Genomic DNA, 23,460 nt, shown 5'->3' with positions numbered 1-23,460 from the left:
CCCACCGAAGTGAGCTTTAAAATTCATTCAAGATCAATTGGATTAAAGTTTTGGATCACGTATTTGCACCAGATTTGCGTTTGCTTTACTTAAGCTTTCCATAACGTTATTCATGACAGTGGGTATCAGTGAATCAGCAATTTGCGCTGCTTGCAGGCCGAGTTTTTCACCCAAAGTTGGTTTCTTGCGGGTCTGGATGGAATAGATATCATGTTGGGTCAACAAGTTGAGCAGGTATTCATCTGAGGTTTGCAGTTTATCCACCAGATTTAGATCCAGCGCATCCCGACCATACCAATGCTCACCAGTGGCCACTTTTTCAATATTCAGCTGCGGGCGATACTTCTCAACGAAATGTTTGAATAAAGCATGGGTTTGCTGTAGTTCTTCTTCAAACTTAGCCTTACCCTCTTCGGTATTTTCACCAAACATAGTCACGGTACGTTTGTACTGTCCAGCGGTATAGAGTTCAAAGTCGATTTTATTGTCTTTCAGTAGGCGGTTAAAGTTGGGGACTTGAGCAACCACACCAATTGAACCGACAATCGCGAATGGTGCAGAAATAATCTCATTGGCAATACACGCCATCATATAACCGCCACTAGCGGCTACTTTATCGACACAGATGGTCAGATGAAAACCTGCCTCGCGTAAACGTACCAGTTGAGCTGCTGCAAGTCCATAACCATGGACCATGCCGCCCGGACTTTCCAGACGCACTACAACGCGGTCACGACCTGCTTTGGCTGTGGCCAGAATCAGAGTGATTTCTTCACGTAAGCCTTCTACCGCAGAAGCAGCCATATCACCTTTAAAATCGAGCACATAGATTTTTTGATTGGTTTTCTTACGTGCACGCGCTTCTTTTGACAGTTGTTGCGATAACTGTAAAAGTTCCAGTTTAGAGCCAGTAGTTTGCGCTATTTTTTTTCGTTGTTCATTGATACGCGCATTGAGATGACTAATACGGATTTCAGCGGACAGTTTCGGAGTATGAAATAACATAAAAAATCTATTCTCTATTTAATTCGGATTTATTCCTTTAGATTAGGTCAATTTCGGTTTTTTTCAACTTTATTTCGAGAATTATTACGATTATCACCATCTATTTCACCTATAAAAAAAGAGCCTTACGGCTCTTATTCTAGAGATCGGATTAACCGAAACGCCCGGTAATATAGGCTTCAGTCAACTGATGATCTGGCTGGGTAAAGACTTTTTCGGTCGAGTTGACTTCAATCAGATCACCCAAATGGAAATATGCAGTACGATCAGATACACGCGCTGCCTGTTGCATAGAGTGCGTTACAATCGCGATGGTATATTGCGTAGAAAGCTCAGAAATCAGCTCTTCTACTTTAGCGGTTGCAATGGGATCAAGTGCTGAACATGGTTCATCCATCAGGATCACTTCCGGGCTGACTGCAATGGTACGCGCGATACACAGACGTTGCTGCTGACCACCCGATAAACCTGTTCCCGGCTGGTTTAAACGATCTTTCACTTCTTCCCACAAACCAGCTTTACGCAAACTGCCTTCTACAATTTCTTCAAGATCGTACTTGTCACGCGCCAAACCATGCAGTTTTGGACCATAGGAGACATTATCGAAGATTGATTTCGGGAATGGGTTCGGCTTCTGGAAAACCATACCAACCTGTGCACGTAGCAAGACCACATCTAGGTTTGGATCATAAATATCCTGATTGTCCAGCATGACTTTACCGGTCACACGGCAGCTATCAATCGTATCGTTCATGCGGTTTAAGGTACGCAGAAAGGTCGATTTACCACAGCCTGATGGCCCAATAAAAGCAATCACTTCATTTTCATAAATGTTCAGGTCAATGCCTTTAATCGCTTCCGCTTCACCATAGTACACATGCACATCAGAAGTACTAAGTTTCACATTCGTCGACTTCGCATCTTTTTTGCTGCTGCTTTGCGTATCGAACTGGGAAACAAACGGAGTTGCCGGCTTTTGAGTCGCCTCATCCGAGGTGAATTGTGTCTGTTGTGGATTCACGATTTGATCCTTTTTTAAGGAATTTTGAATAACAGTTGTGTTCATGATTCTGCCCCTATTACCAACGGACTTCAAATTTCTTACGTAACCAGATGGCCAGACTGTTCAAGCTGATCATCATGGCCAGAAGTACAATAATTGCTGCTGCGGTACGCCCTTCAAAGAAGTTACGTAATTCATTGCCTTGCCATAAGAAAATCTGCACCGGTAAAGCCGTTGACTGATCAAATGGTGTGGCTGGAACGCTGGCAACAAAAGCACTCATCCCGATTAATAACAATGGTGCAGTTTCACCCAAAGCCTGTGCGACCCCAATGATTGCGCCCGTCAAAATACCCGGCAAAGCCAAAGGCAAGACGTGATGAAATACTGTCTGGATGCGGGAAGCACCGAGGCCCAAAGCTGCCTGACGAATCGAAGGTGGAACCGCTTTAAGTGATGCGCGTGTGGTGATGATCACAGTCGGTAAGGTCATCAGACTCAGTACCAGACCACCCACCAATGGGGCTGACAGTGGCAAATGCATCCAGCCAATGAAGATCGCTGCACCCAATAGACCGAAGACAATCGATGGTACGGCTGCCAGGTTGTTGATATTGACTTCGACCACATCGGTAATCCAGTTTTTCGGTGCAAACTCTTCCAGATAAATCGCAGAGGCCACCCCGATTGGAATCGAGATAAAGATCACGATCATCATCATGAACAGTGAGCCCATGAAGGCGCCTGCCAAGCCTGAAGTTGCCGGTGAGCTGCGTGAGTCAGGACTGGTGAAAATATTGGTATTGAAACTATTTTCAATCACACCAGAGGCTTTCATCTCGTCCGCCACCTGACGTACTTCAGGACTGAGCTGCTGCTGTTCATCGGGAAGATCACGGTCAATATTTCCCGCCAACCAGACATCGACATTGGCATCCGCCAGAATTTTCACTTCCTTACTTTGACCGACCAGACTCGGGTCATTCATGACCATGTCACGCAAGCGATACGCCTCAGAACTGGTATATAAAGAACCCAGTTCATCACGCTGGCTTTCCAGCTTGCTGTCTTTGGCGATCATGCCGTTGATAATTAGTGCATCCCAATCCACCATTCCGACTTCAGTCTGCCATGCGATAAAGCGATCTTCAAACTGTGCTGGAGATTCTCCTGCAGCTGGCTTTGGTTTTGGACCAATATCCACAATGGCTGGATCGAAATGAATCGGCAAACTCATGCTGCTTTGCCAGAATGCAGGCAAACCTTTGGATAAAATACTCCCGAACAGCAATACCACAAAGAACAGACCTGCCAGTACCGCAGAGAAACCAAATAAACGGAAGGTTTTTTCTTTACGATGACGTCGTGCCAAAGAGCTTTGAATGGTCTTCTTACGCTTTTCACGCAGCTCGGCGGCGATGGATGGATCAATACGCTGATCCACAGGCGTTGTATTTGAAGTACTCATTAGTCGTATTGCTCACGATATTTACGCACGATGATCAGTGCAACAATGTTCAAACCCAAGGTAATGACGAATAGCGTCAATCCTAGTGCAAAGGCTACCAGTGCTTGTGGACTAGCAAAATCAGTATCGCCAGTTAACTGATTCACGATGGTAATCGTGACCGTAGATACGGCTTCAAGCGGATTGGCATGCAACTGCGGACTGTTCCCGGCTGCAAGAACCACGATCATGGTTTCACCAATTGCACGTGACGCTGCCAACAGGAACGCACCGATAATACCCGGTAGGGCTGCGGGTAAAACCACCTGACGAATCGTTTCAGATTTGGTCGCCCCCAAGCCCAAAGAACCATCACGTAAGGCACGCGGCACCTGAGTGATGATGTCGTCTGACAAAGAAGATACAAATGGAATGATCATGATGCCCATGACCAGACCGGCGGTCAGCGCACTGGTGGCATTAATTTCGAGTCCGACCAGAGCACCCATGCTTTTAAGGAATGGACCGATGATCATCAAGGCAAAGACACCATAGACAATCGTAGGAATACCCGCCAACACTTCAATCATAGGTTTTGCCCAAGAGCGGAATCGCGGTGAAGCATATTCTGCCAGATAGATCGCAATCATCAGACCAACCGGAACTGCAACTAAAAGTGCGATCCCGCTGACCATGAGCGTGCCCCAGAGCAGTGGCAATAAACCATAACTGCCTTCAGCACTGCCAGAGGTGCTAAACCCTGGGTTCCATTGGGTACCAAAGAAGAAATCCAGTGGGCTGACGAAACTGAAGAAACGCATCGCCTCGCCAAACATCGACATTACAATCCCGAGAGTGGTCAGAATCGCCACACCCGAACACAATGCCAGGCCGATATTAATCATTTTTTCGACTTGGTTACGTGCACGGAATTCCTGGCTAATATGTTTCTTTGCCCAGACCAGACCAGCCAGTGCAGCTGAAATCACGACTGCCAATTTGGCAAAGGTACCAATGGTCGAGAATTTAGCCAGCTGTTCCGCAGCTGCGACTTCATAGGCTGCCGGTGTATCACTCACTCCAAAACCTGAGGCAAGTGCCTGAACGCGATCAATCACAACGCTCAAACTTGCCGGATCCAGACTGGCCGAAACATTTTCTGGCAAATGGTTGAGTACCACCTGCTTCAGAAAAGTGGGTTCCACCATATTCCAAACAATCAAAATTAAAAACGCAGGGATACCACACCATAGTGCAACCAGGGCACCATAATATCCGGGACGCGAGTGTAAGTTTGCAGAATTGCTTCCCTTACCTGCTAAGCTACGGCTTTTACTTAATCCGATTTGATAGGCTATGGCCATGATGGCCAATAACACACCTATAAGTAGCAGATTCATGTATTCTCCACTGTTTTTTCAATTTTCATGGTTTGAAAAAACTTGTTTATCGCAAAAAGCCGATGGTAGGTTGACCCTACCACCAGCGTTTTCAAAATCATTTATTACTTCACAACAACCGCTTTACCAGCCTTGAAATTTGCCAGGACTGCCGCACGTTCTTTATCAGACATTGAAATCAGACCTGCTTTTTCCAGCTTAGAGCCTTTGCCAGATACTTTCTTGTTCAGGAAGTATTCTGTGAACTGCGGTAAGCCTTTGATCGATTTCAAGTGCTCGCCTTTCACATAGAAGAACAATGGACGTGATACCGGATAAGCACCATTCAAGATGGTCTTTTCAGAAGGCGCTACATTGTTCACCGTAGCAACACGTAGACGGTCACGGTTCTGGTCATAGAAACCTAGGCCAAACACACCTACCGCACTTGGAGAAGTTTTTAAACGTGCCAATGTTTCGGTATAGTCACCGGCAATCTCAACCACACGGCCATCTTTACGGAATGTTGTACAAGCTTTTTTCTTAGCATCTTTGTCTAGAGACTTAATTGCAGCATACGTTTCACAACCTGCATCCACCATTTTCTCCTGGAAGACTTCGCGCGTACCATGATTCGACGCAGGAATTACCAGGGTGATCGGTTCATTCGGAAGTGCTTTGTCAATTTGGTTCCAACGCGTGTACGGGTTAGCGACCATTTTTCCATTTGATGGAAGTTGTGCAGCAAGTGCAGCGAAGACATGTTGTGGACGCAGTTTATAAGCCGCTTTGTTTGCATTCGATGCAAACACAATACCGTCATAACCAATTTTGATTTCTAGGACTTGGTTAACGCCATTCTTTTTACATTCTGCCAGCTCTGTACTCTTGATTTGACGAGAAGAGTTTGCGATATCAATCGTGTTATCACCCACGCCATTACAGAACTGCTTTAAACCACCTGAAGAACCGCCAGAACCGACAACTGGTGTTTTAAACTGTGGAAAAGTATTACCGAATTCTTCTGCCACGATACTGGCATATGGAAGTACAGTTGAAGAACCTGCAATTTGAATGGTGTCACGTGCTGCGTGTGCAGTCGTTACAGCAGTTGCCCCGGTTACTGCTAATGCTAAAGCTATATTTGTAAAGCGCATTCTAGTATCTCTCTCATTTATGCAAATTTGGAGTACACCACTTTTTATTCAGTTTTGTACTTCTTTCGATACCTGCATTTTGATTTTAGAATATGACAGATAAGTTACAGCTTTATTACGATTTAGTGATTTTTAATCTAGCGGCTTTTTCTTGATTAAATTTTTATGGATTTCAATGATTAAGTTCTTTATGTCATTCACTTCAATAAAAAATTTTAGACCAATGACATGTAACAATTTTTATAAAACTGAACTCAGGATAAATCCTGCTCCCCAGTTTTACATAAGCCTATGACAAATAAATAACAGGCTAAACGGGATTCAGATCTTCCGTGTTTTTGTGGGGAATTTCGATCTGGGAAATGACCTTTTTATTTTTTAAGCCTACAAAAAAAGGAGATCATTTCGATCTCCTTTTTTCACACCACAATCACTTATGCAATTGGTGGCGTGTAGGTACCATCAGCGATTGAATCCTTGATACGATCCGCTTCTGCAAGCACTAGCGCCAACAGGTTCTTCACATTATCAAGCGTTGCAACCGGGCTTAAAGTAGTCATTTTCAGAGACTGAACCTGACCAACTTTCGTCACACCAATGTTCGCTTCACCACGTGCAAACAGTTCGTCTGCTACGTTTTGATTGAGCGTATCGAGTAATTCAACCGGATATCCCGCTGGAACCACACGGAACAAGACAGACGCGAATTGAGGCTCAAGCAGAAGCTCCAGACCATCAGTCGCTTTAATGTAGTCTGCCACATCACGGGTTAATTTCACGCCATGATCGATCATCGAACCATAAAGCTCTTCGCCCAGTGCTTCAACTGTCATCCACAATTTCAATGCATCAAAACGACGCGTCGTTTGTAGTGACTTCGATACCAGGTTAGGAACGCCATGCTCTTCATCATAAGCGGAGTTCAGATACTCTGCTTCATAATGCATGAAACGGTAATTCGCTTCATCTTTCAGCAGGAACGCGCCACAAGAAATGGTTTGAAAATAATGCTTATGGAAATCAAGCGTGATCGAATCCGACAGCTCAATCCCGTCCAGCATAGAACGATAGTCATTGGATAGAATCAGTGCACCACCCCATGCCGCATCGATGTGCATCCACGCGCCATATTTATTGGTGATTTCACGAATTGCTTTCAATGGATCAATCGCACCAGCATCCGTTGTACCCGCTGTTGCCACCACACATGCCACGATCTTGCCTTCAGACTGAAGATGCGCCATGGTTTTTTCCAGTGCATCTACGTCCATCTGTGCATTTTCATTCACAGGAACAGTGACCACTGACTGGAAGCCCATGCCCATCATCGCCATGTTCTTTTGCACAGAGAAATGTGCATTTTCAGAACAGATGACTTTGACATTACGCATCGCATCCGCAGGAATACCATCGCGCTGAACCGACCACGGATTACCGTTTTCGTCTTTCCAGTTTTTCGCAATGCAAGCATCACGCGCCAGCAATACGCCCATCAAGTTAGACTGTGTCCCACCAGAAGTGAATACACCGGCCTGACCTGCACCATAGCCCACTTTTTGACGTAACCAGTCAATCAGCTGAACTTCCATCAACGAACCGGCCGGGCTTTGATCCCATGAGTCCATTGACTGGTTGGTTGCGTTAATCAGCACTTCCGCGATCTGACTGGTCACCATTGTTGGACAGTGAAGATGCGCAAGTGAATGTGGATGATGTACTTTTAAGCTCTTGTTGAGGAATAGCTCAACCATACGCTCAAGAGATTTTTCTACACCCAAACCTTCTTTTGAAGGATTAAATGCAATCGCACTGCGTAGCTCGTTAATGCTGCCGCCAGTGTACATTTTGTCGTTTTGCAACCATGCCGCAACCGCTTTGGTCGCTTGGTCCATGCCAGCCTGATAGTCAGCAATGGATGCAGCATCATTGCAGAGTAACGCTTTACGATGTTCTGCGAAATCTACCATGAATTATGCGCCTCGAACTGCAACTAGTGCTTCAGCAACCGATTTTTTGAAACGAGCAATCACTTCAACACATTCGTCTTGAGTAATGATCAACGGGCAAAGTAAACGAATCACTGTACCGTTACGACCACCTTTCTCAAGCAATAATTTATTGTTGAAACAAGCGGTTTGGATCGCTGCAGCCAACTGACCATCAGCAGGTAAAGAACCCATATGATCCGCATCTTTGCGCTCATCTACGATTTCAACGCCGATCATCAGACCACGGCCACGCACGTTACCGATACACGGGAATTCAGTAGCCAGTTTTTTAAGTTCAGCTTGCAGGAAATCACCACGCTCTTGTGCATTTTGAGCCAGGTTCTGTTCTTTAATGGTATTGATCGTTGCAAGACCTGTACCCATCGCCAATTGGTTACCACGGAAAGTACCGGTATGACCAGCAGGTTGCCAAGCATCAAACTTACGTTTAATACCCAGTACGGCAAGCGGCAAGCTACCACCTACGGCTTTAGACATCACTACAACATCAGGTTCAATCCCTGCGTGTTCGAATGCAAACATTTTGCCTGAACGTGCAAAACCAGCCTGAACTTCATCAAGAATCAATACGATGTTGTGTTTTTCAGTCACTTCCCGGATTTTTTGCAACCATTTTACTGGCGCCGTTACCACACCGCCTTCACCTTGAATCGCTTCAAGAATTACAGCTGCAGGTTTGGTCACACCACTTTCTACATCTTCAATGAAGTTTTCAAAGTAGTAAGTCAGGGCATCAACACCGGCTTCACCACCAAGACCCAATGGGCAACGGTATTCATGCGGGTATGGCATGAACTGTACACCCGGCATCAAGCCGTTCACTGCATTTTTCGCAGACAGGTTACCTGTCATTGCCAATGCACCGTGAGTCATACCGTGATAACCGCCAGAGAAGCTGATCACTGAGCTACGACCGGTAAAGGTTTTCGCCAGTTTAATCGCGGCTTCGGTTGCATCTGCACCGGATGGACCACAGAACTGCAAGCAGTATTCTTCTTGGCCACCTGGAAGATAAGAAAGAAGTGCTTCAGTAAAAGCATCTTTTAAAGGAGTAGTAAGATCCAGGGTATGCAATGGTAAACCGCTTGCAATCGTATCCTGGATACTTTGAATGACCGCAGGATGATTATGGCCTAATGCCAACGTCCCTGCCCCAGCTAAACAATCAAGGTACTCAGTACCTTCAACATCGGTAACCCAGCAACCTTGTGCTTTCGCTATCGCTAACGGTAATTTACGTGGATAACTACGCACATTCGATTCCATCTGACTTTGGCGAGTCAAGTAGTATTCGTTTGTGGAATTGGTGGCAGGGTTTACAGAAGTAACGCTCATATCGAATTACCATCTCTGATATGGGTGAAAGAAATAAGTCTGGTGACGTTTGGTCCTTTGACTCGGCGCTTTATAAAGGTTCTAGCTAGCAGTTTTGTATTCGAATAACTAGGAGGCGGATGATACCGAATTTTTCAGGAAAATAAACAACTTTCAGTCACATTTTGTCCTAATCTTTATCGAAAAAAAACATCATGCTAATCCATCCCCTAAATCATCATCTTACAGTGTGACAGCAGAAAGAAAAGCGTGTTCTTTTATGCTTTTTTGTAGCGTAGGCGACATTCAGGTAATCAATCTCAAAATTATTCATTAAGTATTTAATTATTAATAATAAATATAAATTAAATAATGAGATAAAATTAAAGAAAATTTAACACTCTTACGACAAATATTTCGTAAAAAGATCACAATTGAGATTTAATATTTTAACAACGGCTTAGATGGCCAATTTTAAGAAAAACAGGACAATTTCATGCGTCTCTTAGCACTTACCAGTTTGATCCTTGCCAGCACCCTCGCCACAGGCGCATTTGCAGCTCCTGCTGAATCTCTGAATTATAATGTTGTTAATCTTTCAGCAGAGGCCAGCCGTGAAATCTCAAATGATGAAATGCATGCTGTGCTTTATATTGAAAAATCCAACAAACAACCAGCTGAACTGGCCACTCAAATTAACCAGCTGATGAATCAAGCAATTGCCACAGCACGCAAATATCCAACTGTGAAAATCGAGACTGGGGCACAAAGTACTTACCCTATTTATGACAATGACAACCGCAAATTAAAAGAATGGCGTGGTCGTGCCCAGATTCGTCTGGAATCAAAAGATTTTAAAGCGACATCTCAATTGATTGCTGAATTACAACAGCACTTCCAGACCCAGTCGATTAATTTCAAGGTATCTGACGAAAAGCGTAAAAAAGTTGAAAGCGAGCTGATGATTGAAGCCACCAAAAACTTCCAGCAACGCGCACAGGCACTCACCCAGACCTGGAACAAACCGAGTTATCAACTGGTGAACTTAAACCTGAATACTAACAATTATTCACCACAGCCAGTACCGCGTATGGCCATGATGAAATCTGCATCGGCTGATATGGCGGTTCCTGAGCAGGAAGTTGCAGCAGGCGAATCGCAAATGGCCGTCAGCGCGAATGGAGCGATTCAGTTTAAATAAGACCTCATTATATTATTCAGACTTTTAAGAACCACTCTTTTGAGTGGTTTTTTATCATGTGAATATTCTTTAAAAAGCGAGGCTACAAATTCATACAAACTCAGGTAGGAATTGAGGTTTGACCGGTTTAGAGTAACGGACATTTGTTCCAGTCCTCTCTGCTCATGTCCCTTGACCAACTGAATCTTTACCTGTTTCATATCTTAAATGTACCCGACCAAGCCTCAATCTGGATGATCAACTATGCCTCCCTGATTGCGCATGACCTGGTTTATCTCTTTTTGCTGATTTTTGCTATTGCTTGGTTCCGTGGTAGTTACGAAGTAAAAACAGGGATTATTAAAGCCTTCATCTTTACAGCTATTACATTATTGATGAGTGAAGTATTGTCTGCGGTACTCAATACCCCACGCCCGTTTGTGATGGATGTTGGTCGCACCCTGATTGAACATGCACCGACTGGTTCTTTTCCCAGCAACCATATGAGTATTTTTAGTGGGATTGCCTTCGCCTATTATTTTTCACCGCAGCGAGACTTGGGAAGAATTCTAATCTGGACAGCTTGGCTGGTAGCGTGGTCGCGTGTTTATGTCGGTGTGCATTTTCCGATTGATATGCTGGGTGCGTTTCTGATGGCAATAACAGTAAATTTAGCTGGATTACCATTGTGGTGGAAATATGAGAATCAAATCATGAACTTTATTTTGGGTATTCATTATTGGTTATTTTCGCCTTTAATTCGAATGGGCTGGATTAAATAAATATAATTAAAATGTCATAAAAAATCCCGCTCGAAAGCGGGACTTTTTGAATCTCTAAACTTGAATCTGAATAACTCAATAAATCGCCATATGATTGCGATGAATCATTTCTAGTGAACGTGCTTCACCTAACACCTGATGTACTTTATCCGATGCCAGACCACGAACGATATCTGCTGAACGCGAACTGAAATTGACACGCCCTACAGCAATCCGGTGACCTTGTGTATCAACACATTCCACCACATCACCACGTTCGAAGTGACCTTCAACAGCTTTGACGCCTACAGGCAACAAGCTACGATGATTGTCTTTAATGGCTTTTACTGCACCATCATCAATCACCAAACGACCTGCGGTTTGCAAGTGAGCCGCCAACCATTGCTGATGCGCTGTCATCCGGTCTTTGTCAGTGACAAATAAGGTGCCTAACAATTCGCCAGACATTAGACGTGATAGAACACCATCACTATCACCACTTGCAATTAAGGTCGGACAGCCCGACTTTGCAGCCAGACGTGCAGCACGAACTTTGGTCAGCATGCCACCACGACCAAATTTACCGCCTCCACCGGCCATATCAAACAGACTTTCATCCATCGCACGTACGGTATGGAACAGTTTGGCATCTGGATTAGACCGCGGGTCTGAGTCAAACATCCCTTCCTGATCCGTTAAGATAATCAGAAGGTCTGCATGCACCTGACCCGCAACCATCGCAGCAAGTGTGTCGTTGTCACCAAAGCGAATTTCGTCAGTCGAAACAGTATCATTTTCATTGATCACCGGAATCACACGCCAGTCAATCAGGTTCTGCAAAGCATCACATGAATTGAGATAACGACGACGATCTGCCAGATCATCATGGGTTAACAATACTTGCGCAGTTCGAATCTGGTGTTTCTCTAGTACGCTTGACCAAGTATGGATCAGACCCATCTGACCGATGGCAGCACAAGCCTGAAGACTGGGTAGATCGGTGGGTCGATTCTCAAGTTTCATTCGCACCATACCTTCAGCCACAGCACCGGAAGACACCAGAATAATCTCGTGTCCTGCATTGTGTAGATCTGCGATTTGTCCCGCCCAATGCGAGATGGCATCTAAATCTAAACCTTGTCCATTTGCTGTGAGTAAAGATGATCCGATTTTAACAACGATTCGTTTACAACCCTTGAGCTGACGCTGCCCATCTACCACTTCTATCATCTTGTCCTCAGACTCTTCTCTCAGAGATTAGCGTACGTAGTACACTTCCACATCACTATCATCATCGCCATCTTCATCATCTTCATCATCGCCCAGAATACCGGCAAGACGTTGCTGACGACGCATCTCACGATACGCTTCTTTTGCAGCGATGGTTTGTTCTCGTGTTTCAGCTTCAAGCTGATCACGGAATGCTTTCATTTCTGCTGCATATTCTGGATCTTCAGCTTCGCGTTCACGTTGCTCTTCGATCTGATCCATCAGGTAGTAAACTACGTCTTTGGTGCCTTCAGCCGTTAAGCCAGAAGTTTCAAAAACTGGGCCTTCCCACTGTAATTCTTCAAGAATATGGGTGCACCATTCTTCACGTGTTTCTTCAGCCAACTGATCGACTTTGTTCAGCACCAATACGATCGGCAGTTTTGAAAGCGTTGGGGAGAAATTTTCTAACTCTTTCATAATTGCTTTGGCATTGTGTGCCGGATCTGAGCCATCAATCGGTTGTACGTCAACGATGTGCAACAAGATACGGGTACGCGCCAAGTGCTTCAGGAAGCGAATCCCAAGACCTGCACCTTCAGATGCGCCTTCGATCAGACCTGGAATATCCGCCATCACGAATGAACGGTGACTGTCAGCATCGACCACACCCAGGTTTGGCACCATGGTGGTAAATGGATAATCTGCAACTTTTGGTTTTGCCGCTGACACAGCACGAATGAAGGTCGATTTACCCGCATTTGGCATACCCAGCAAGCCGACATCTGCCAGAACTTTAAGCTCTAGACGGATTTCACGGAATTCACCTTTTTGACCATGCGTACACTTACGTGGTGAACGGTTGGTCGATGATTTAAAGTGGGTATTACCTAAACCACCATCACCGCCTGCTGCAACTTTCACGCGTTGACCGTCTTCGATCAAGTCGCCAATAATGTCACCAGACTCAACATCTACAATTGTTGTTCCTACCGGAACTTTTAATACGGTATCTTCACCGCCACGACCAGCACAGTTCGCCCCACGGCCATTTTTTGCTCGTTCTGCACGATATTTACGTGTATAACGATAATCAACTAGCGTACTGGTGTCGTCGTCAGCCTGAATATAAATGCTGCCGCCACGACCACCATCACCACCATCTGGACCACCAAATGGCACGAATTTTTCACGGCGAAAACTGGCTACGCCATTGCCACCGTCGCCAGCCTCTACGGTAATGACTGCTTCATCAACAAAGCGCATATTGCCAATCCTCTAAAAACTTTAAAACCCCATATTCTGCCATATTTTAAAGAATTTCTCGAATAGAATTATGCAGCAATCCCATAAATCTTACTCAGTCATTTTTTCACCGAGCCTATTTGATCTATCTAAGGCATAGATTTGGAGAAAGAATGCTTTAAAGATGGAAAAGAAGTGGTAGGAAATCAAGCGCTTTTGCCCTAGTACTATCCCCTATTCTGGAAATTCTTTTTGTGAATTTCTTGATGATTTTAAAATAATTTATAGAGAAGTAAATTTTCAAAAACCGTATTTACAAGAAGATATTCTGATGCAGACACCTTTTAAAATCAGTATTTTATATAAACCAAGATAAGTCCAAATTTTGTATTTTCACAAACACTGCATTCCTGCCATTTAATGAAAACTATTTAATAACATTTTGTTTATGTTCTAAAATATCTGGCAGACTTTTTTCAATCCAGCCAATTAAATACATGATTTTTTCAGCCGCTTGCGAACCGGTAATCGTCAATTGATATTCCACTTTTGGCGGTACCACCGGATAAACCGTTCTCAAAATAAAACCATCCTGTTCCAGCATTTTTAAAGTCTGGGAGAGCATTTTTTCACTTACCCCTTCAATGCGTTGTTTCAGTTCACTAAAACGATGCACCCCTTCACTTAAGCAACGCAAAACCAAGACCGACCATTTATTGGCAAGGTGTTCCAATATCTCACGTGATGGACATTCAGTTGATAAAACCTGCCCCAGTAACGGGCTGATTGCATAATTTGTCATACTATTCTCACCATATTTTTATTACTTACTCATTTTAATATACTTACTCTTTGTAAGTTATCAAATTCATATTTCGCCAGCAAGTAAATTTGTTGATTCTTATTAGATTAAGAAAGTTCACTTTAAATAAAAAAATCATAAAAAAAGAGCCTCAATTGAGGCTCTTTTTTTTAGCTAAATACTAATTATGCATTAGTTTCAGCAGGAACTTTTGGATAGCTTACGCCGCCCATTTGTTCAGCAATACGCAATACCTGGCAGCTATAACCCACTTCATTATCGTACCAAACATAAGCAGTTAAACGGTTGCCTGAAGTGATCGTTGCTTGCGCGTCGAATACACCTGCAGTGCGTGAACCAATAAAGTCAGAAGATACTACTTCAGTCGAGTTGGTATAACCGATTTGACCTTGCAGGCTAGAACCGATTGAAATCTGACGAATGTATTCGTTCACTTCATCACGATCAACGTCTTGACCTAAAGTCAGGTTAAGAATTGCAAGCGATACGTTTGGTGTAGGTACACGTACAGAGTTACCTGTCAATTTACCTTGAAGAGCTGGAAGCGCTTTCGCTACTGCTTTCGCTGCACCAGTTTCAGTAATGACCATATTCAATGTTGCAGCACGGCCACGACGGTCAGCTTTATGGTAGTTGTCGATCAAGTTCTGGTCGTTTGTGAACGAGTGAACTGTTTCAACATGACCATTCAACACTGTGTATTTATCATGCAATACTTTCAGTGTAGGTGTAATTGCGTTAGTCGTACAGCTTGCAGCAGAGATGATGGTATCTTCATCAAGGATGTCCGCCTGGTTTACACCGTAAACCACGTTCTTCATGTCACCTTTACCAGGTGCAGTTAGAATCACACGAGCAGCGCCCGGACATTTAAGGTGTTGAGCAAGACCTTCAGCATCACGCCATTTACCTGTATTGTCGATCACAAGTGCATTGTTGATACCGTATGCAGTGTAATCCACTTCAGAAGGATTCGATGCATAAATCACTTTGATGAAGTTACCGTTGGCAATGATTGCTTCGTTTTCTTCATCTACAGAAATTGTGCCTGCAAATGGACCATGAATAGAGTCACGACGAAGTAAAGAAGCACGTTTTTCCAAATCACCATCCGATGATTTACGAACCACGATTGCTTTCAGGCTAAGACCACGACCCAGACCTGATTGACCAATCATCAAACGTGCCAGGATACGACCGATACGACCGAAACCATAAAGAACCACATCTTTATGTTCTACAGCAGCAGCATTGCCTTCGATCGATTTAACAGCGTCTGCAACAAATGCATCGATGTCGCCGCCTTTTTCTTTAAATTCAACAGCAAGTTTACCCAGATCAACTTCAGCAGAACCGATGTTTTCTACTTTCACCAATGCTTCAAGAATTGGGAAAGTATCAACTACAGAAAGTTCAACGTCCAGTACGCGAGTACGGCGGTGTGCTTTCAAAATCTGAATCACAGAACGGTTAATTAAAGAGCGACCATAAACTGTAGCTACAATATTTTTTTCACGATATAACTGGCCAACAAGGGCAATCATACGTTCCGCAAGTTCTTCACGGTTTTTCCAGCGACCTTGGTGTTCTGCATGGAGGGCAACAATAGTGTCTTTGCTCACAGATACGTCCTCTAATTAATTGTAAATCTAAGCATAAATTTCTAAACCCGACAATTGTAATGGAATTGGCCGCAAGTTTGAATCAAAAGCTCGTTGAGACGGGTAGTTTTTAACGTATATTCACTATAAATTTCAAAAATAGTTGTAATTAGCTGAATGATTTTGCATTCGAAAATGCTAAAGACCACTATTTTTCAGTACCTGGCACAAATTTGTTAAATGTTGTTTATTCATTCAATCTCTTTTTAATTTTAAGAGTTGAGCCGGTCCTGATAGTTTTCCAGATTTTTCTTAAGGGCTAATTGCTGTTTACGCTGCTTCAGCAAATGCAATATTCCTTCCACAACCAGCAGTAAAACAGCTAGCCAGATTGGAATATAGGTCAGCCATTCACCTGATTCCACACGCTCACCCAGTGCCATCGAGGCAAAAGCGAGCAGTACCGGCTCCAGATAACTCAACAGCCCAAAGATGACAAAAGGTAAATATCGGCTAGCCAAAATATAGCTACCTAAACCGAGCGCACTTAAAAAGCCTAATCCAAGAACTGCCAAGATCAAGTGAGAATGATTCAACATGAGCGGCATGGAATCACTGTAAATAAAGCCCAAATAAAATGCCACAGGCAAAATCAGAAATAGATCCCACCAGAATCCACCAAGATGATCGGTCGCGAATTTACGCCGCATAAAGAAATAAAGTGGATAAGCTAAAGCGACATAGACCGTTTCCCATGCGATTGAACCGATCCGCCAGATTTCATGTCCTACCCCCAACATTGCCAGAGCAACAGCAACCATCTGGAAGGATGATAATTTTTCTTTATAAAGCACACAGCCGACCAGCACCATCACCAGAGGCAGGAGAAAATAACCGAGTGAGACTTCGAGGCCACGCCCATTGATAGGGCCCCATAAAAACAACCACAATTGTGTAGTACATAACAGCGAACTAATCAGCAACCAGATCAAAAATGAAGGCTGTCGTAATACCCGCTTAAAAATACTGCTGATATGTTTCAGATCACCCGACCACCACATGAAGGCTGTGAGGAATGGTAAGGTCGCCAGCATGCGCCATGCAAAGGTCTGTTCACTATCTAAAGGCTGTAAAAAAGGCGTAAATACATACAGCACTCCAAAAACCACAGAGGCCAAGACAGATAACGCGATGCCTTTATACATAGTTAAACTCTAATTTCATTCGCCGGCATTATAACGATTAGTACAATAGAAAGCTTGATGCTTCATCCATTTAAAATGTAGCTATCTCTCGATTTTAGATTGTCTTTTGACACATAAAATAAAAAACCATGCCATAGCATGGTTTCCATTAAGACGATATTTTTATCTTTGAGTTTGTTTGGTATGAATTACATCACTCAGGTCATAGCCCACCGACTGTGCATATTGTAAATATTCATTCACCACATTTTTATCCAATTGCGGATCACGTGAGAGTATCCACATATATTTACGTTTTGGCTCACCGACCAGAACAGTTTGATAATTTTCATCCAGTTTTAAGACCCAATAATCGCCACGAGCGACCGGAATCCAACGAATAAAGTCTGGTAAGAAACTGACTTTTAACTTGGTATTCTGCGGTGGATTTTGCACAAATGCCTCGCCCAATGACTGGGTTTGTCCACCATCTTTTTTAATGCAGCGGTTATCCACCACGATATTGCCATTTTCATTTAAAGTATAGGTCGCTGTGACATCGCGATCACACTTGTTTTGAAAATACAAAGGTTTGCGTGCTACTTCGTACCATGTTCCCAGATAACGGTCCAGCTCAACTTTCTCAATGGTCGGTAATGGCTCGTCTTTCGCATAAGCCATGGTAGCGGCGCCCAAACCAAGAAGAACCGCACTACCCACCGCAATTTTTGCCAGCTTTAATCCAGTACGTGAAAATTTTTGAGTTGTCATAAAGATACCTATTGCATGTTCACAAAATATTTATTTAAAAATTTCTGTTCATACAATAGCTTTATCCAATTCCTAAATTTGTTACATTATGTTTGGTTTGTGATTGATTTTACGTCATTTAAATAAGATTTAATGCAACAAAAATCAATCAAACATCTGGGCTTTTAAACGCACAATTTCATCACGCATACGCGCAGCCTGCTCAAACTGAAGCTCTTTTGACGCTTTCAGCATTTCCTTTTCAAGCTTGTTAATGTGTTTCGCAAACATTTTCGGATCTGCCATGATATGCCGCTCATCGGCACTGATCGCACGTGCCTGATCCGAGACTTTCAATTCAATTGAATCATCATCCAATACTTCACCAGTATCAATTTCCTTGATCACCTGACGCACTGCACTGCGCGGCGTAATGCCATGTTCTTCATTAAACTGAATCTGCTTGGCACGACGACGATCCGTCTCCTCAATGGCTTTCTGCATCGAATCAGTAATGCGATCAGCATACAAAATCGCCTTACCTTTCAGGTTACGCGCAGCGCGGCCAATGGTCTGAATGAGAGAGCGCTCAGAACGCAGAAATCCCTCTTTATCTGCATCCAGAATGGCAACCAGTGACACTTCCGGCATATCCAGCCCTTCACGCAGCAGGTTAATCCCGACCAGTACATCATGCACCCCGGTACGCAGTTCATGAATGATTTTGACCCGCTCGACGGTATCGATATCGGAGTGTAAATAAGCGACCTTAATCCCGTATTCTTTCAAATAAGAAGTTAAATCTTCGGCCATGCGCTTGGTCAAGGTTGTGACCAGTACCCGCTCATTAATATCTTTACGCAAATTAATTTCGGAAAGCACATCATCGACCTGCGTCAAAACTGGACGAATTTCAATTTCCGGATCGATCAGACCAGTCGGACGTACCACCTGTTCGACAATCTGCTGGGATTTTTCCAGCTCATAACGTGCGGGCGTTGCGCTGACATAAACAGTCGTCGGCACAATACGTTCCCATTCCTCAAATTTCATTGGACGGTTATCCAGCGCGCTCGGCAAACGGAATCCGTAATTCACCAGATTTTCCTTACGCGAACGGTCACCTTTATACATGGCACCAATCTGCGGCACCGTCACATGCGACTCATCAATAATCAGCAAGGCATCATCCGGAATATAATCGAACAAGGTCGGCGGCGCTTCACCCGCAGAACGGCCCGACAAATGCCGAGAATAGTTTTCAATGCCGTTGGTATAACCCAATTGCTGCATCATTTCCAGATCATAGCGTGTGCGCTGCTCGATACGCTGGGCTTCCAGCAGTTTGTCATTTTCACGGAAGAACACCAGTCGCTCTTTAAGTTCGTCTCGGATGGTTTCAATCGCACGGGATAAATTGTCTTTCGGCGTAACATAGTGGCTTTTAGGATAAATGGTCACACGAGGTACTTTACGAACCATTTTCCCTGTCAGGGGATCAAACCAGCGGATAGAGTCAACTTCATCATCAAACAGTTCAATCCGGATCGCATCCTGATCGGATTCAGCCGGAAAAATATCAATAATTTCACCACGAATACGATAAGTACCGCGCAGGAATTCCAGTTCGTTACGTGAATACTGCATCTCGACCAGACGGCGAATAATATCATCACGGCCAATGCGATCGCCTTCCACCACATGCAGCAACATGCTCATATAGGCATTTGGATCACCCAAACCATAAATGGCAGACACCGACGCGACAATAATCGTATCACGACGTTCTAATAATGAACGGGTTGCAGAAAGGCGCATCTGGTCAATATGGTCATTAATTGCAGCATCTTTCTCGATAAAAGTATCTGAAGATGGCACATAGGCTTCCGGCTGATAATAATCATAATAACTGACAAAATATTCGACGGCATTATTGGGGAAAAATGCTTTAAATTCGCCGTAGAGCTGCGCAGCCAAAGTTTTGTTATGTGCCATGACAATGGTCGGACGCTGTGTCTGTGCAATGACATTGGCCATAGTATAGGTTTTACCAGACCCAGTAACCCCCAGTAAAAGCTGATCATGAAAACCCTGTTCAATGCCTTTGACAAGTTTTTCAATGGCCTGTGGCTGATCGCCTGCTGGTTGATAACTGGTCACTAATTCAAAGGGTTTTTTATCACTCATAGCTTTCGCTGACTTCGCTGCGGATATAGATTTGATTTATTATGAGGGTAAATTGGAATTACTCAATCCCTGCTTAGGTTTCTGTTTGGTAAAATAAAACAATATTAGTATTCATTATTTGTTAGCGCTTGACTCATTCTCTAGTTTGAAAAATCATCAATAAAATATACAGTTACAAAGGGAATAAATACAGAACAAACTAATCATTTTCAGCCAGCAGCTTTATTTGGGCGTACTCGGTATCCTGTTTTGGCTTATGGGTGAAATACTCTATCTGTTTGGCTAGTCCGGCACAATTTTGCCTTGACCCCTTTTCATTTCACGGGCAACATGAAGATCAGGATGGCCTAGAATCGACAATTATGACTTACCACTATCACGATGAAAGTATTGTTAAATCCCTTCCGGAAAATACGGTTTTTGTTTTTGGCAGCAACTTGGCTGGACAACACGGTGGTGGAGCAGCCAGAACGGCACTTGAGCATTTTGGTGCAGTCATGGGCGTGGGTCGTGGCTGGGCGGGTCAGAGCTATGCCATTCCCACCATGAACGAGCATTTGCAACAAATGCCGCTCTCACAAATCCAGCACTATATTGATGACTTTAAGATTTACACCAAAAATCATCCTAAAAATAAATATTTTATTACTTCCTTGGGTTGTGGGATCGCAGGTTATAAGGTCGAGGAAATTGCACCGATGTTTAAAGGCATCTCACGCAATGTCATTTTCCCGCAATCTTTCCGTCCTTTTGTCGAAAAGCCGCTGCCAAAATTAAGCGCAAATTTCTTACATACCATATTCCGCGATTCCGTGATTTTAACTCCGGCCAGCGATGAGTTGATTGAAGAACTGCCTTTGAGCGAAAATGAAAAAAGCCTGGCAAGAATTATTTTAAATACCCAGATCTATCCGACCGACAGCAATGGACGGGAACGTGTCTTTGAAATTGAAGATATCCTGCATAATCTGAATACCAAGCTGGTCGATTTTCAAAGCCATTCAGAAGGTGCCATGCTGTTTGGAGGCGTGATTTTAGCGCTACTGGAACTTTATAATATTAACGAGAAAGATTTTATCGATGTCTGGCAAGGCGAGAGAGAAATCGCGCCACCGAAGCCGGAAAATAAAGCGCGTAAAAGCATTCGTTAGTGCTATCAAAATATCTTTCAAAAAAAGCCAATGTTTGAATTGGCTTTTTTTTCTGGGCGGCTAAAATGTCGAATATGAAATCAACCAGGTGTGGATTTTATTTTGGTCGGCATTTAGAGAGCTTAAATATTTCGTTTGCTTTATTAAGAATAAAATTGAAAGAGATTTGGATAAATTAGAGCACCATTTTCTCTTTGCGCGAAAGATGAATCAAATATTACTCATCAACTCCCTAAAAATTTCCACAAAAAAAGCCATGATTTATCATAGCTTTTTGAGTCTGATCAATTAGCGCTTGCCCATTGAACGGCGCGTACCACGTGGTGGCATCCAGGTACGGTCAGCATAACGCTGTGGTCTTGGTCTTAAATCTTCCAGAACTTCTTCTGCAGCATTTTGCTCTGCTTGCTTGATCGGGAAAGGTAAATTAACCAGGGGCTTTTTTTTGGGAGGAGTTTGGGTGCTCATGTGATTCACTCAATAATATATGCAGCTATTGTACAAAAAAACTCAGTCGACTGGGTAGCAGGATCTTGGATAAATTCATATGCTCTTGTTTTGGAAAAATAAAAAATCATCCCATGATGATAAATGCTTGAATCAATGCAGCCTAAAATTTACCTAAACTCTCCTCTATATCTTCTACGATAAAAATTCATAGGATTGAAATTTTAATGCTATCAAGAGCAAATTTCCTTCACTTTTATACTTAAGCTATTAAGGTAAAAGTAATTATATTTACACGCTATACATTTCTTAAAATTCAAGAGATATAAACAAAAAATATATAGAATTTACCAATATCAACCATCGATTAACTTTTGACCTGTTGTTCTATAACTGAATTTTTTAATGTAATTCACATAATTAATGAACTAGAAAAACGAATAAACAAACTGGACATGGAGTTCCAAATCAATGAAAACATTGCTGGCATGTATGGCAGGCCTAGCCACTTTACCTATGGTCGCACATGCAGATTCCCCTTATTTTAGCTTGCAAGATGGAGATGGCTTTAAGCGCTTTTCGGTATCAGTCGGTGCATTGCATGTGATGCCGCAAGGCAAGGCCCAACCATTTAAAGTGAATACTGCTGTCGAAAACGGTAAAAGTTATAGAAACGGCGCTATCAATGTTGATACGGTCGTCAATAATCTTGATCCTTCTGTCGATCAGATAACAGTGAAAGGATTATTAGAAGGGATTGGTTTCTTCACTGGAGGTACATTACCAGCGAATATCAGTGGAACCACTCAAATCAATGGTCTGTCTGAATGGGATAATCCAGGTACCGGTCTGACAGCGGATGATGTCACCACTTTAGGCATTATGACCAATTACTATTTTACCGATAATATTTCTTTTGAAATGAAAGCCGGCATTCCACCCAAGGTTGATCTGCAAGGTAAAGGTAAAATCTATGCACCGTTCTCGGGAACAGCAACCCCTACTCTGGGCAATATTGAACTTCCTATCGATATTATACTGAAGAAAGATATCGAGATTACTGATCTGGAAGCCTATGGTCCGGCTGCCTCTGCCCGCGCCTGGACACCTGCCTTTGAATTCCAGTATCACTTTGGTAAAACCGGAGTGAATAAATTCCGGCCTTATGTCGGCTTAGGTGTGATGTATGCCTATTTCAATGAACTGGAAATTAACTCACGTACCGAGCAGGACCTGATTGCTGCAGGACATATGATTGCCAATATTAAACAAGGCAATGCTGGTGCTTCCCTTGAAGGCAAGCTAAGTGAAGCCGATCCAAAAGTAAAGCTTGAAGCATCCGATGCTTTCGCGCCTGTGGCCACGGTCGGCTTTAGCTATGACTTTAATGACACTTGGTTTGCAGTCGGTTCAGTATCTTATGCACATCTAAAAAATGACACGACAATTACGGTGACAGATGCAAATTTAGGTGAACTGATTCGCTCTAAAGCCGATATTGAAGTCAATCCGATTCTGGCCTATGCCGGGATCGGTATGCGTTTCTAAGCTCAATATCCGATTTTTAATTAAAACGGCTTCGGCCGTTTTTTTAGGCTTAATATATTA

General features: G+C 43.3%; 19 protein-coding genes. 4 read left to right on the top strand and 15 right to left on the bottom strand.

Annotation, left to right across the window (positions count from 1 at the left end; all coding sequences use genetic code 11):
• Positions 1-42: 42 nt before the first annotated feature.
• The 7 genes from sohB to I6L24_RS09490 form a co-directional block, all read right to left on the bottom strand.
• Entirely contained in the window at positions 43-1,005 is a 963-nt protein-coding gene (gene sohB / locus I6L24_RS09520; RefSeq protein WP_004279717.1) for a protease SohB, read from the bottom strand.
• A gap of 151 nt (positions 1,006-1,156) precedes the next feature.
• Positions 1,157-2,071 (bottom strand): phosphate ABC transporter ATP-binding protein PstB, encoded by a 915-nt coding sequence (gene pstB / locus I6L24_RS09515; RefSeq protein WP_004279716.1) that lies wholly within the window; start codon positions 2,069-2,071, stop codon positions 1,157-1,159.
• Positions 2,072-2,084: 13 nt separating this feature from the next.
• Entirely contained in the window at positions 2,085-3,476 is a 1,392-nt protein-coding gene (gene pstA, locus I6L24_RS09510; protein ID WP_004279713.1) for a phosphate ABC transporter permease PstA, read from the bottom strand.
• Entirely contained in the window at positions 3,476-4,855 is a 1,380-nt protein-coding gene (gene pstC, locus I6L24_RS09505) for a phosphate ABC transporter permease subunit PstC (protein ID WP_004279712.1), read from the bottom strand. Before pstC ends, pstA begins: the two co-directional genes overlap by 1 nt.
• Positions 4,856-4,959: 104 nt before the next feature.
• The gene (locus I6L24_RS09500) at positions 4,960-5,991 is read right to left on the bottom strand and encodes a substrate-binding domain-containing protein (protein ID WP_004279710.1); all 1,032 of its coding nucleotides are present in this window, start codon (positions 5,989-5,991) and stop codon (positions 4,960-4,962) included.
• Positions 5,992-6,425: 434 nt separating this feature from the next.
• Complete coding sequence (locus I6L24_RS09495; RefSeq protein WP_004279709.1) at positions 6,426-7,958, bottom strand: pyridoxal phosphate-dependent decarboxylase family protein; 1,533 nt, start codon at positions 7,956-7,958, stop codon at positions 6,426-6,428.
• A gap of 3 nt (positions 7,959-7,961) precedes the next feature.
• Positions 7,962-9,335, bottom strand: a complete 1,374-nt coding sequence (locus I6L24_RS09490; protein WP_004279708.1) for a diaminobutyrate--2-oxoglutarate transaminase — start codon at positions 9,333-9,335, stop codon at positions 7,962-7,964.
• A 475-nt stretch (positions 9,336-9,810) separates the two neighbouring features.
• Here I6L24_RS09490 and I6L24_RS09485 point away from each other — a divergent pair, with 475 nt between their 5' ends.
• Positions 9,811-10,515, top strand: a complete 705-nt coding sequence (locus I6L24_RS09485; RefSeq protein ID WP_004279706.1) for an SIMPL domain-containing protein — start codon at positions 9,811-9,813, stop codon at positions 10,513-10,515.
• 164 nt (positions 10,516-10,679) lie between these two features.
• Entirely contained in the window at positions 10,680-11,276 is a 597-nt protein-coding gene (locus tag I6L24_RS09480) for a phosphatase PAP2 family protein (RefSeq protein WP_004279704.1), read from the top strand.
• Positions 11,277-11,351: 75 nt separating this feature from the next.
• Here the strand turns inward: I6L24_RS09480 and proB are convergent, their stop codons facing one another.
• The 7 genes from proB to uvrB form a co-directional block, all read right to left on the bottom strand.
• Positions 11,352-12,485 (bottom strand): glutamate 5-kinase, encoded by a 1,134-nt coding sequence (gene proB, locus I6L24_RS09475; RefSeq protein WP_004279682.1) that lies wholly within the window; start codon positions 12,483-12,485, stop codon positions 11,352-11,354.
• A gap of 27 nt (positions 12,486-12,512) precedes the next feature.
• On the bottom strand, positions 12,513-13,730 hold the full coding sequence (gene cgtA / locus I6L24_RS09470) for an Obg family GTPase CgtA (protein WP_004279681.1): 1,218 nt from the start codon (positions 13,728-13,730) through the stop codon (positions 12,513-12,515).
• A gap of 406 nt (positions 13,731-14,136) precedes the next feature.
• Positions 14,137-14,511, bottom strand: a complete 375-nt coding sequence (locus tag I6L24_RS09465; RefSeq protein WP_004279680.1) for a winged helix-turn-helix transcriptional regulator — start codon at positions 14,509-14,511, stop codon at positions 14,137-14,139.
• A gap of 185 nt (positions 14,512-14,696) precedes the next feature.
• Positions 14,697-16,154 carry a glyceraldehyde-3-phosphate dehydrogenase gene (locus I6L24_RS09460; RefSeq protein WP_004279679.1) on the bottom strand — a complete coding sequence of 486 codons (1,458 nt, stop codon included), beginning with the start codon at positions 16,152-16,154 and terminating at the stop codon, positions 14,697-14,699.
• 251 nt (positions 16,155-16,405) lie between these two features.
• On the bottom strand, positions 16,406-17,338 hold the full coding sequence (rarD, locus tag I6L24_RS09455) for an EamA family transporter RarD (RefSeq protein WP_004279678.1): 933 nt from the start codon (positions 17,336-17,338) through the stop codon (positions 16,406-16,408).
• A 162-nt stretch (positions 17,339-17,500) separates the two neighbouring features.
• Entirely contained in the window at positions 17,501-18,088 is a 588-nt protein-coding gene (locus I6L24_RS09450) for a lipocalin family protein (protein WP_004279677.1), read from the bottom strand.
• Positions 18,089-18,232: 144 nt separating this feature from the next.
• Positions 18,233-20,254 carry an excinuclease ABC subunit UvrB gene (uvrB, locus tag I6L24_RS09445; protein WP_004279676.1) on the bottom strand — a complete coding sequence of 674 codons (2,022 nt, stop codon included), beginning with the start codon at positions 20,252-20,254 and terminating at the stop codon, positions 18,233-18,235.
• Between the two features lie 362 nt (positions 20,255-20,616).
• Here uvrB and I6L24_RS09440 point away from each other — a divergent pair, with 362 nt between their 5' ends.
• Positions 20,617-21,405 (top strand): A1S_2505 family phage non-structural protein, encoded by a 789-nt coding sequence (locus I6L24_RS09440; protein WP_004279675.1) that lies wholly within the window; start codon positions 20,617-20,619, stop codon positions 21,403-21,405.
• 288 nt (positions 21,406-21,693) lie between these two features.
• Here I6L24_RS09440 and I6L24_RS09435 read toward each other — a convergent pair whose 3' ends face one another.
• Entirely contained in the window at positions 21,694-21,873 is a 180-nt protein-coding gene (locus I6L24_RS09435; protein ID WP_004646507.1) for a hypothetical protein, read from the bottom strand.
• A gap of 450 nt (positions 21,874-22,323) precedes the next feature.
• On the opposite strand from I6L24_RS09435, the gene I6L24_RS09430 reads away from it, so the two are divergent.
• Positions 22,324-23,400, top strand: coding sequence for an OmpW/AlkL family protein (locus I6L24_RS09430; protein ID WP_005251313.1), 1,077 nt, complete (start codon positions 22,324-22,326; stop codon positions 23,398-23,400).
• Positions 23,401-23,460 lie beyond the last annotated feature (60 nt).

The sequence above is a fragment of the Acinetobacter lwoffii genome, from assembly GCF_019048525.1.
Lineage (GTDB): Bacteria > Pseudomonadota > Gammaproteobacteria > Pseudomonadales > Moraxellaceae > Acinetobacter > Acinetobacter lwoffii_K.
The sequence above is the reverse complement of the archived record's forward strand: the minus strand, read 5'-3'. Positions and strand labels throughout refer to the sequence as shown.

What these genes read in the sequence shown, in the direction of transcription:
- sohB (WP_004279717.1), bottom strand. Translation starts at nt 1,005, where the DNA reads ATGTTATTTCATACTCCGAAACTGTCCGCTGAAATCCGTATTAGTCAT.
- pstB (WP_004279716.1), bottom strand. Translation starts at nt 2,071, where the DNA reads ATGAACACAACTGTTATTCAAAATTCCTTAAAAAAGGATCAAATCGTG.
- pstA (WP_004279713.1), bottom strand. Translation starts at nt 3,476, where the DNA reads ATGAGTACTTCAAATACAACGCCTGTGGATCAGCGTATTGATCCATCC.
- pstC (WP_004279712.1), bottom strand. Translation starts at nt 4,855, where the DNA reads ATGAATCTGCTACTTATAGGTGTGTTATTGGCCATCATGGCCATAGCC.
- I6L24_RS09500 (WP_004279710.1), bottom strand. Translation starts at nt 5,991, where the DNA reads ATGCGCTTTACAAATATAGCTTTAGCATTAGCAGTAACCGGGGCAACT.
- I6L24_RS09495 (WP_004279709.1), bottom strand. Translation starts at nt 7,958, where the DNA reads ATGGTAGATTTCGCAGAACATCGTAAAGCGTTACTCTGCAATGATGCT.
- I6L24_RS09490 (WP_004279708.1), bottom strand. Translation starts at nt 9,335, where the DNA reads ATGAGCGTTACTTCTGTAAACCCTGCCACCAATTCCACAAACGAATAC.
- I6L24_RS09485 (WP_004279706.1), top strand. Translation starts at nt 9,811, where the DNA reads ATGCGTCTCTTAGCACTTACCAGTTTGATCCTTGCCAGCACCCTCGCC.
- I6L24_RS09480 (WP_004279704.1), top strand. Translation starts at nt 10,680, where the DNA reads ATGTCCCTTGACCAACTGAATCTTTACCTGTTTCATATCTTAAATGTA.
- proB (WP_004279682.1), bottom strand. Translation starts at nt 12,485, where the DNA reads ATGATAGAAGTGGTAGATGGGCAGCGTCAGCTCAAGGGTTGTAAACGA.
- cgtA (WP_004279681.1), bottom strand. Translation starts at nt 13,730, where the DNA reads ATGCGCTTTGTTGATGAAGCAGTCATTACCGTAGAGGCTGGCGACGGT.
- I6L24_RS09465 (WP_004279680.1), bottom strand. Translation starts at nt 14,511, where the DNA reads ATGACAAATTATGCAATCAGCCCGTTACTGGGGCAGGTTTTATCAACT.
- rarD (WP_004279678.1), bottom strand. Translation starts at nt 17,338, where the DNA reads ATGTATAAAGGCATCGCGTTATCTGTCTTGGCCTCTGTGGTTTTTGGA.
- I6L24_RS09450 (WP_004279677.1), bottom strand. Translation starts at nt 18,088, where the DNA reads ATGACAACTCAAAAATTTTCACGTACTGGATTAAAGCTGGCAAAAATT.
- uvrB (WP_004279676.1), bottom strand. Translation starts at nt 20,254, where the DNA reads ATGAGTGATAAAAAACCCTTTGAATTAGTGACCAGTTATCAACCAGCA.
- I6L24_RS09440 (WP_004279675.1), top strand. Translation starts at nt 20,617, where the DNA reads ATGACTTACCACTATCACGATGAAAGTATTGTTAAATCCCTTCCGGAA.
- I6L24_RS09435 (WP_004646507.1), bottom strand. Translation starts at nt 21,873, where the DNA reads ATGAGCACCCAAACTCCTCCCAAAAAAAAGCCCCTGGTTAATTTACCT.
- I6L24_RS09430 (WP_005251313.1), top strand. Translation starts at nt 22,324, where the DNA reads ATGAAAACATTGCTGGCATGTATGGCAGGCCTAGCCACTTTACCTATG.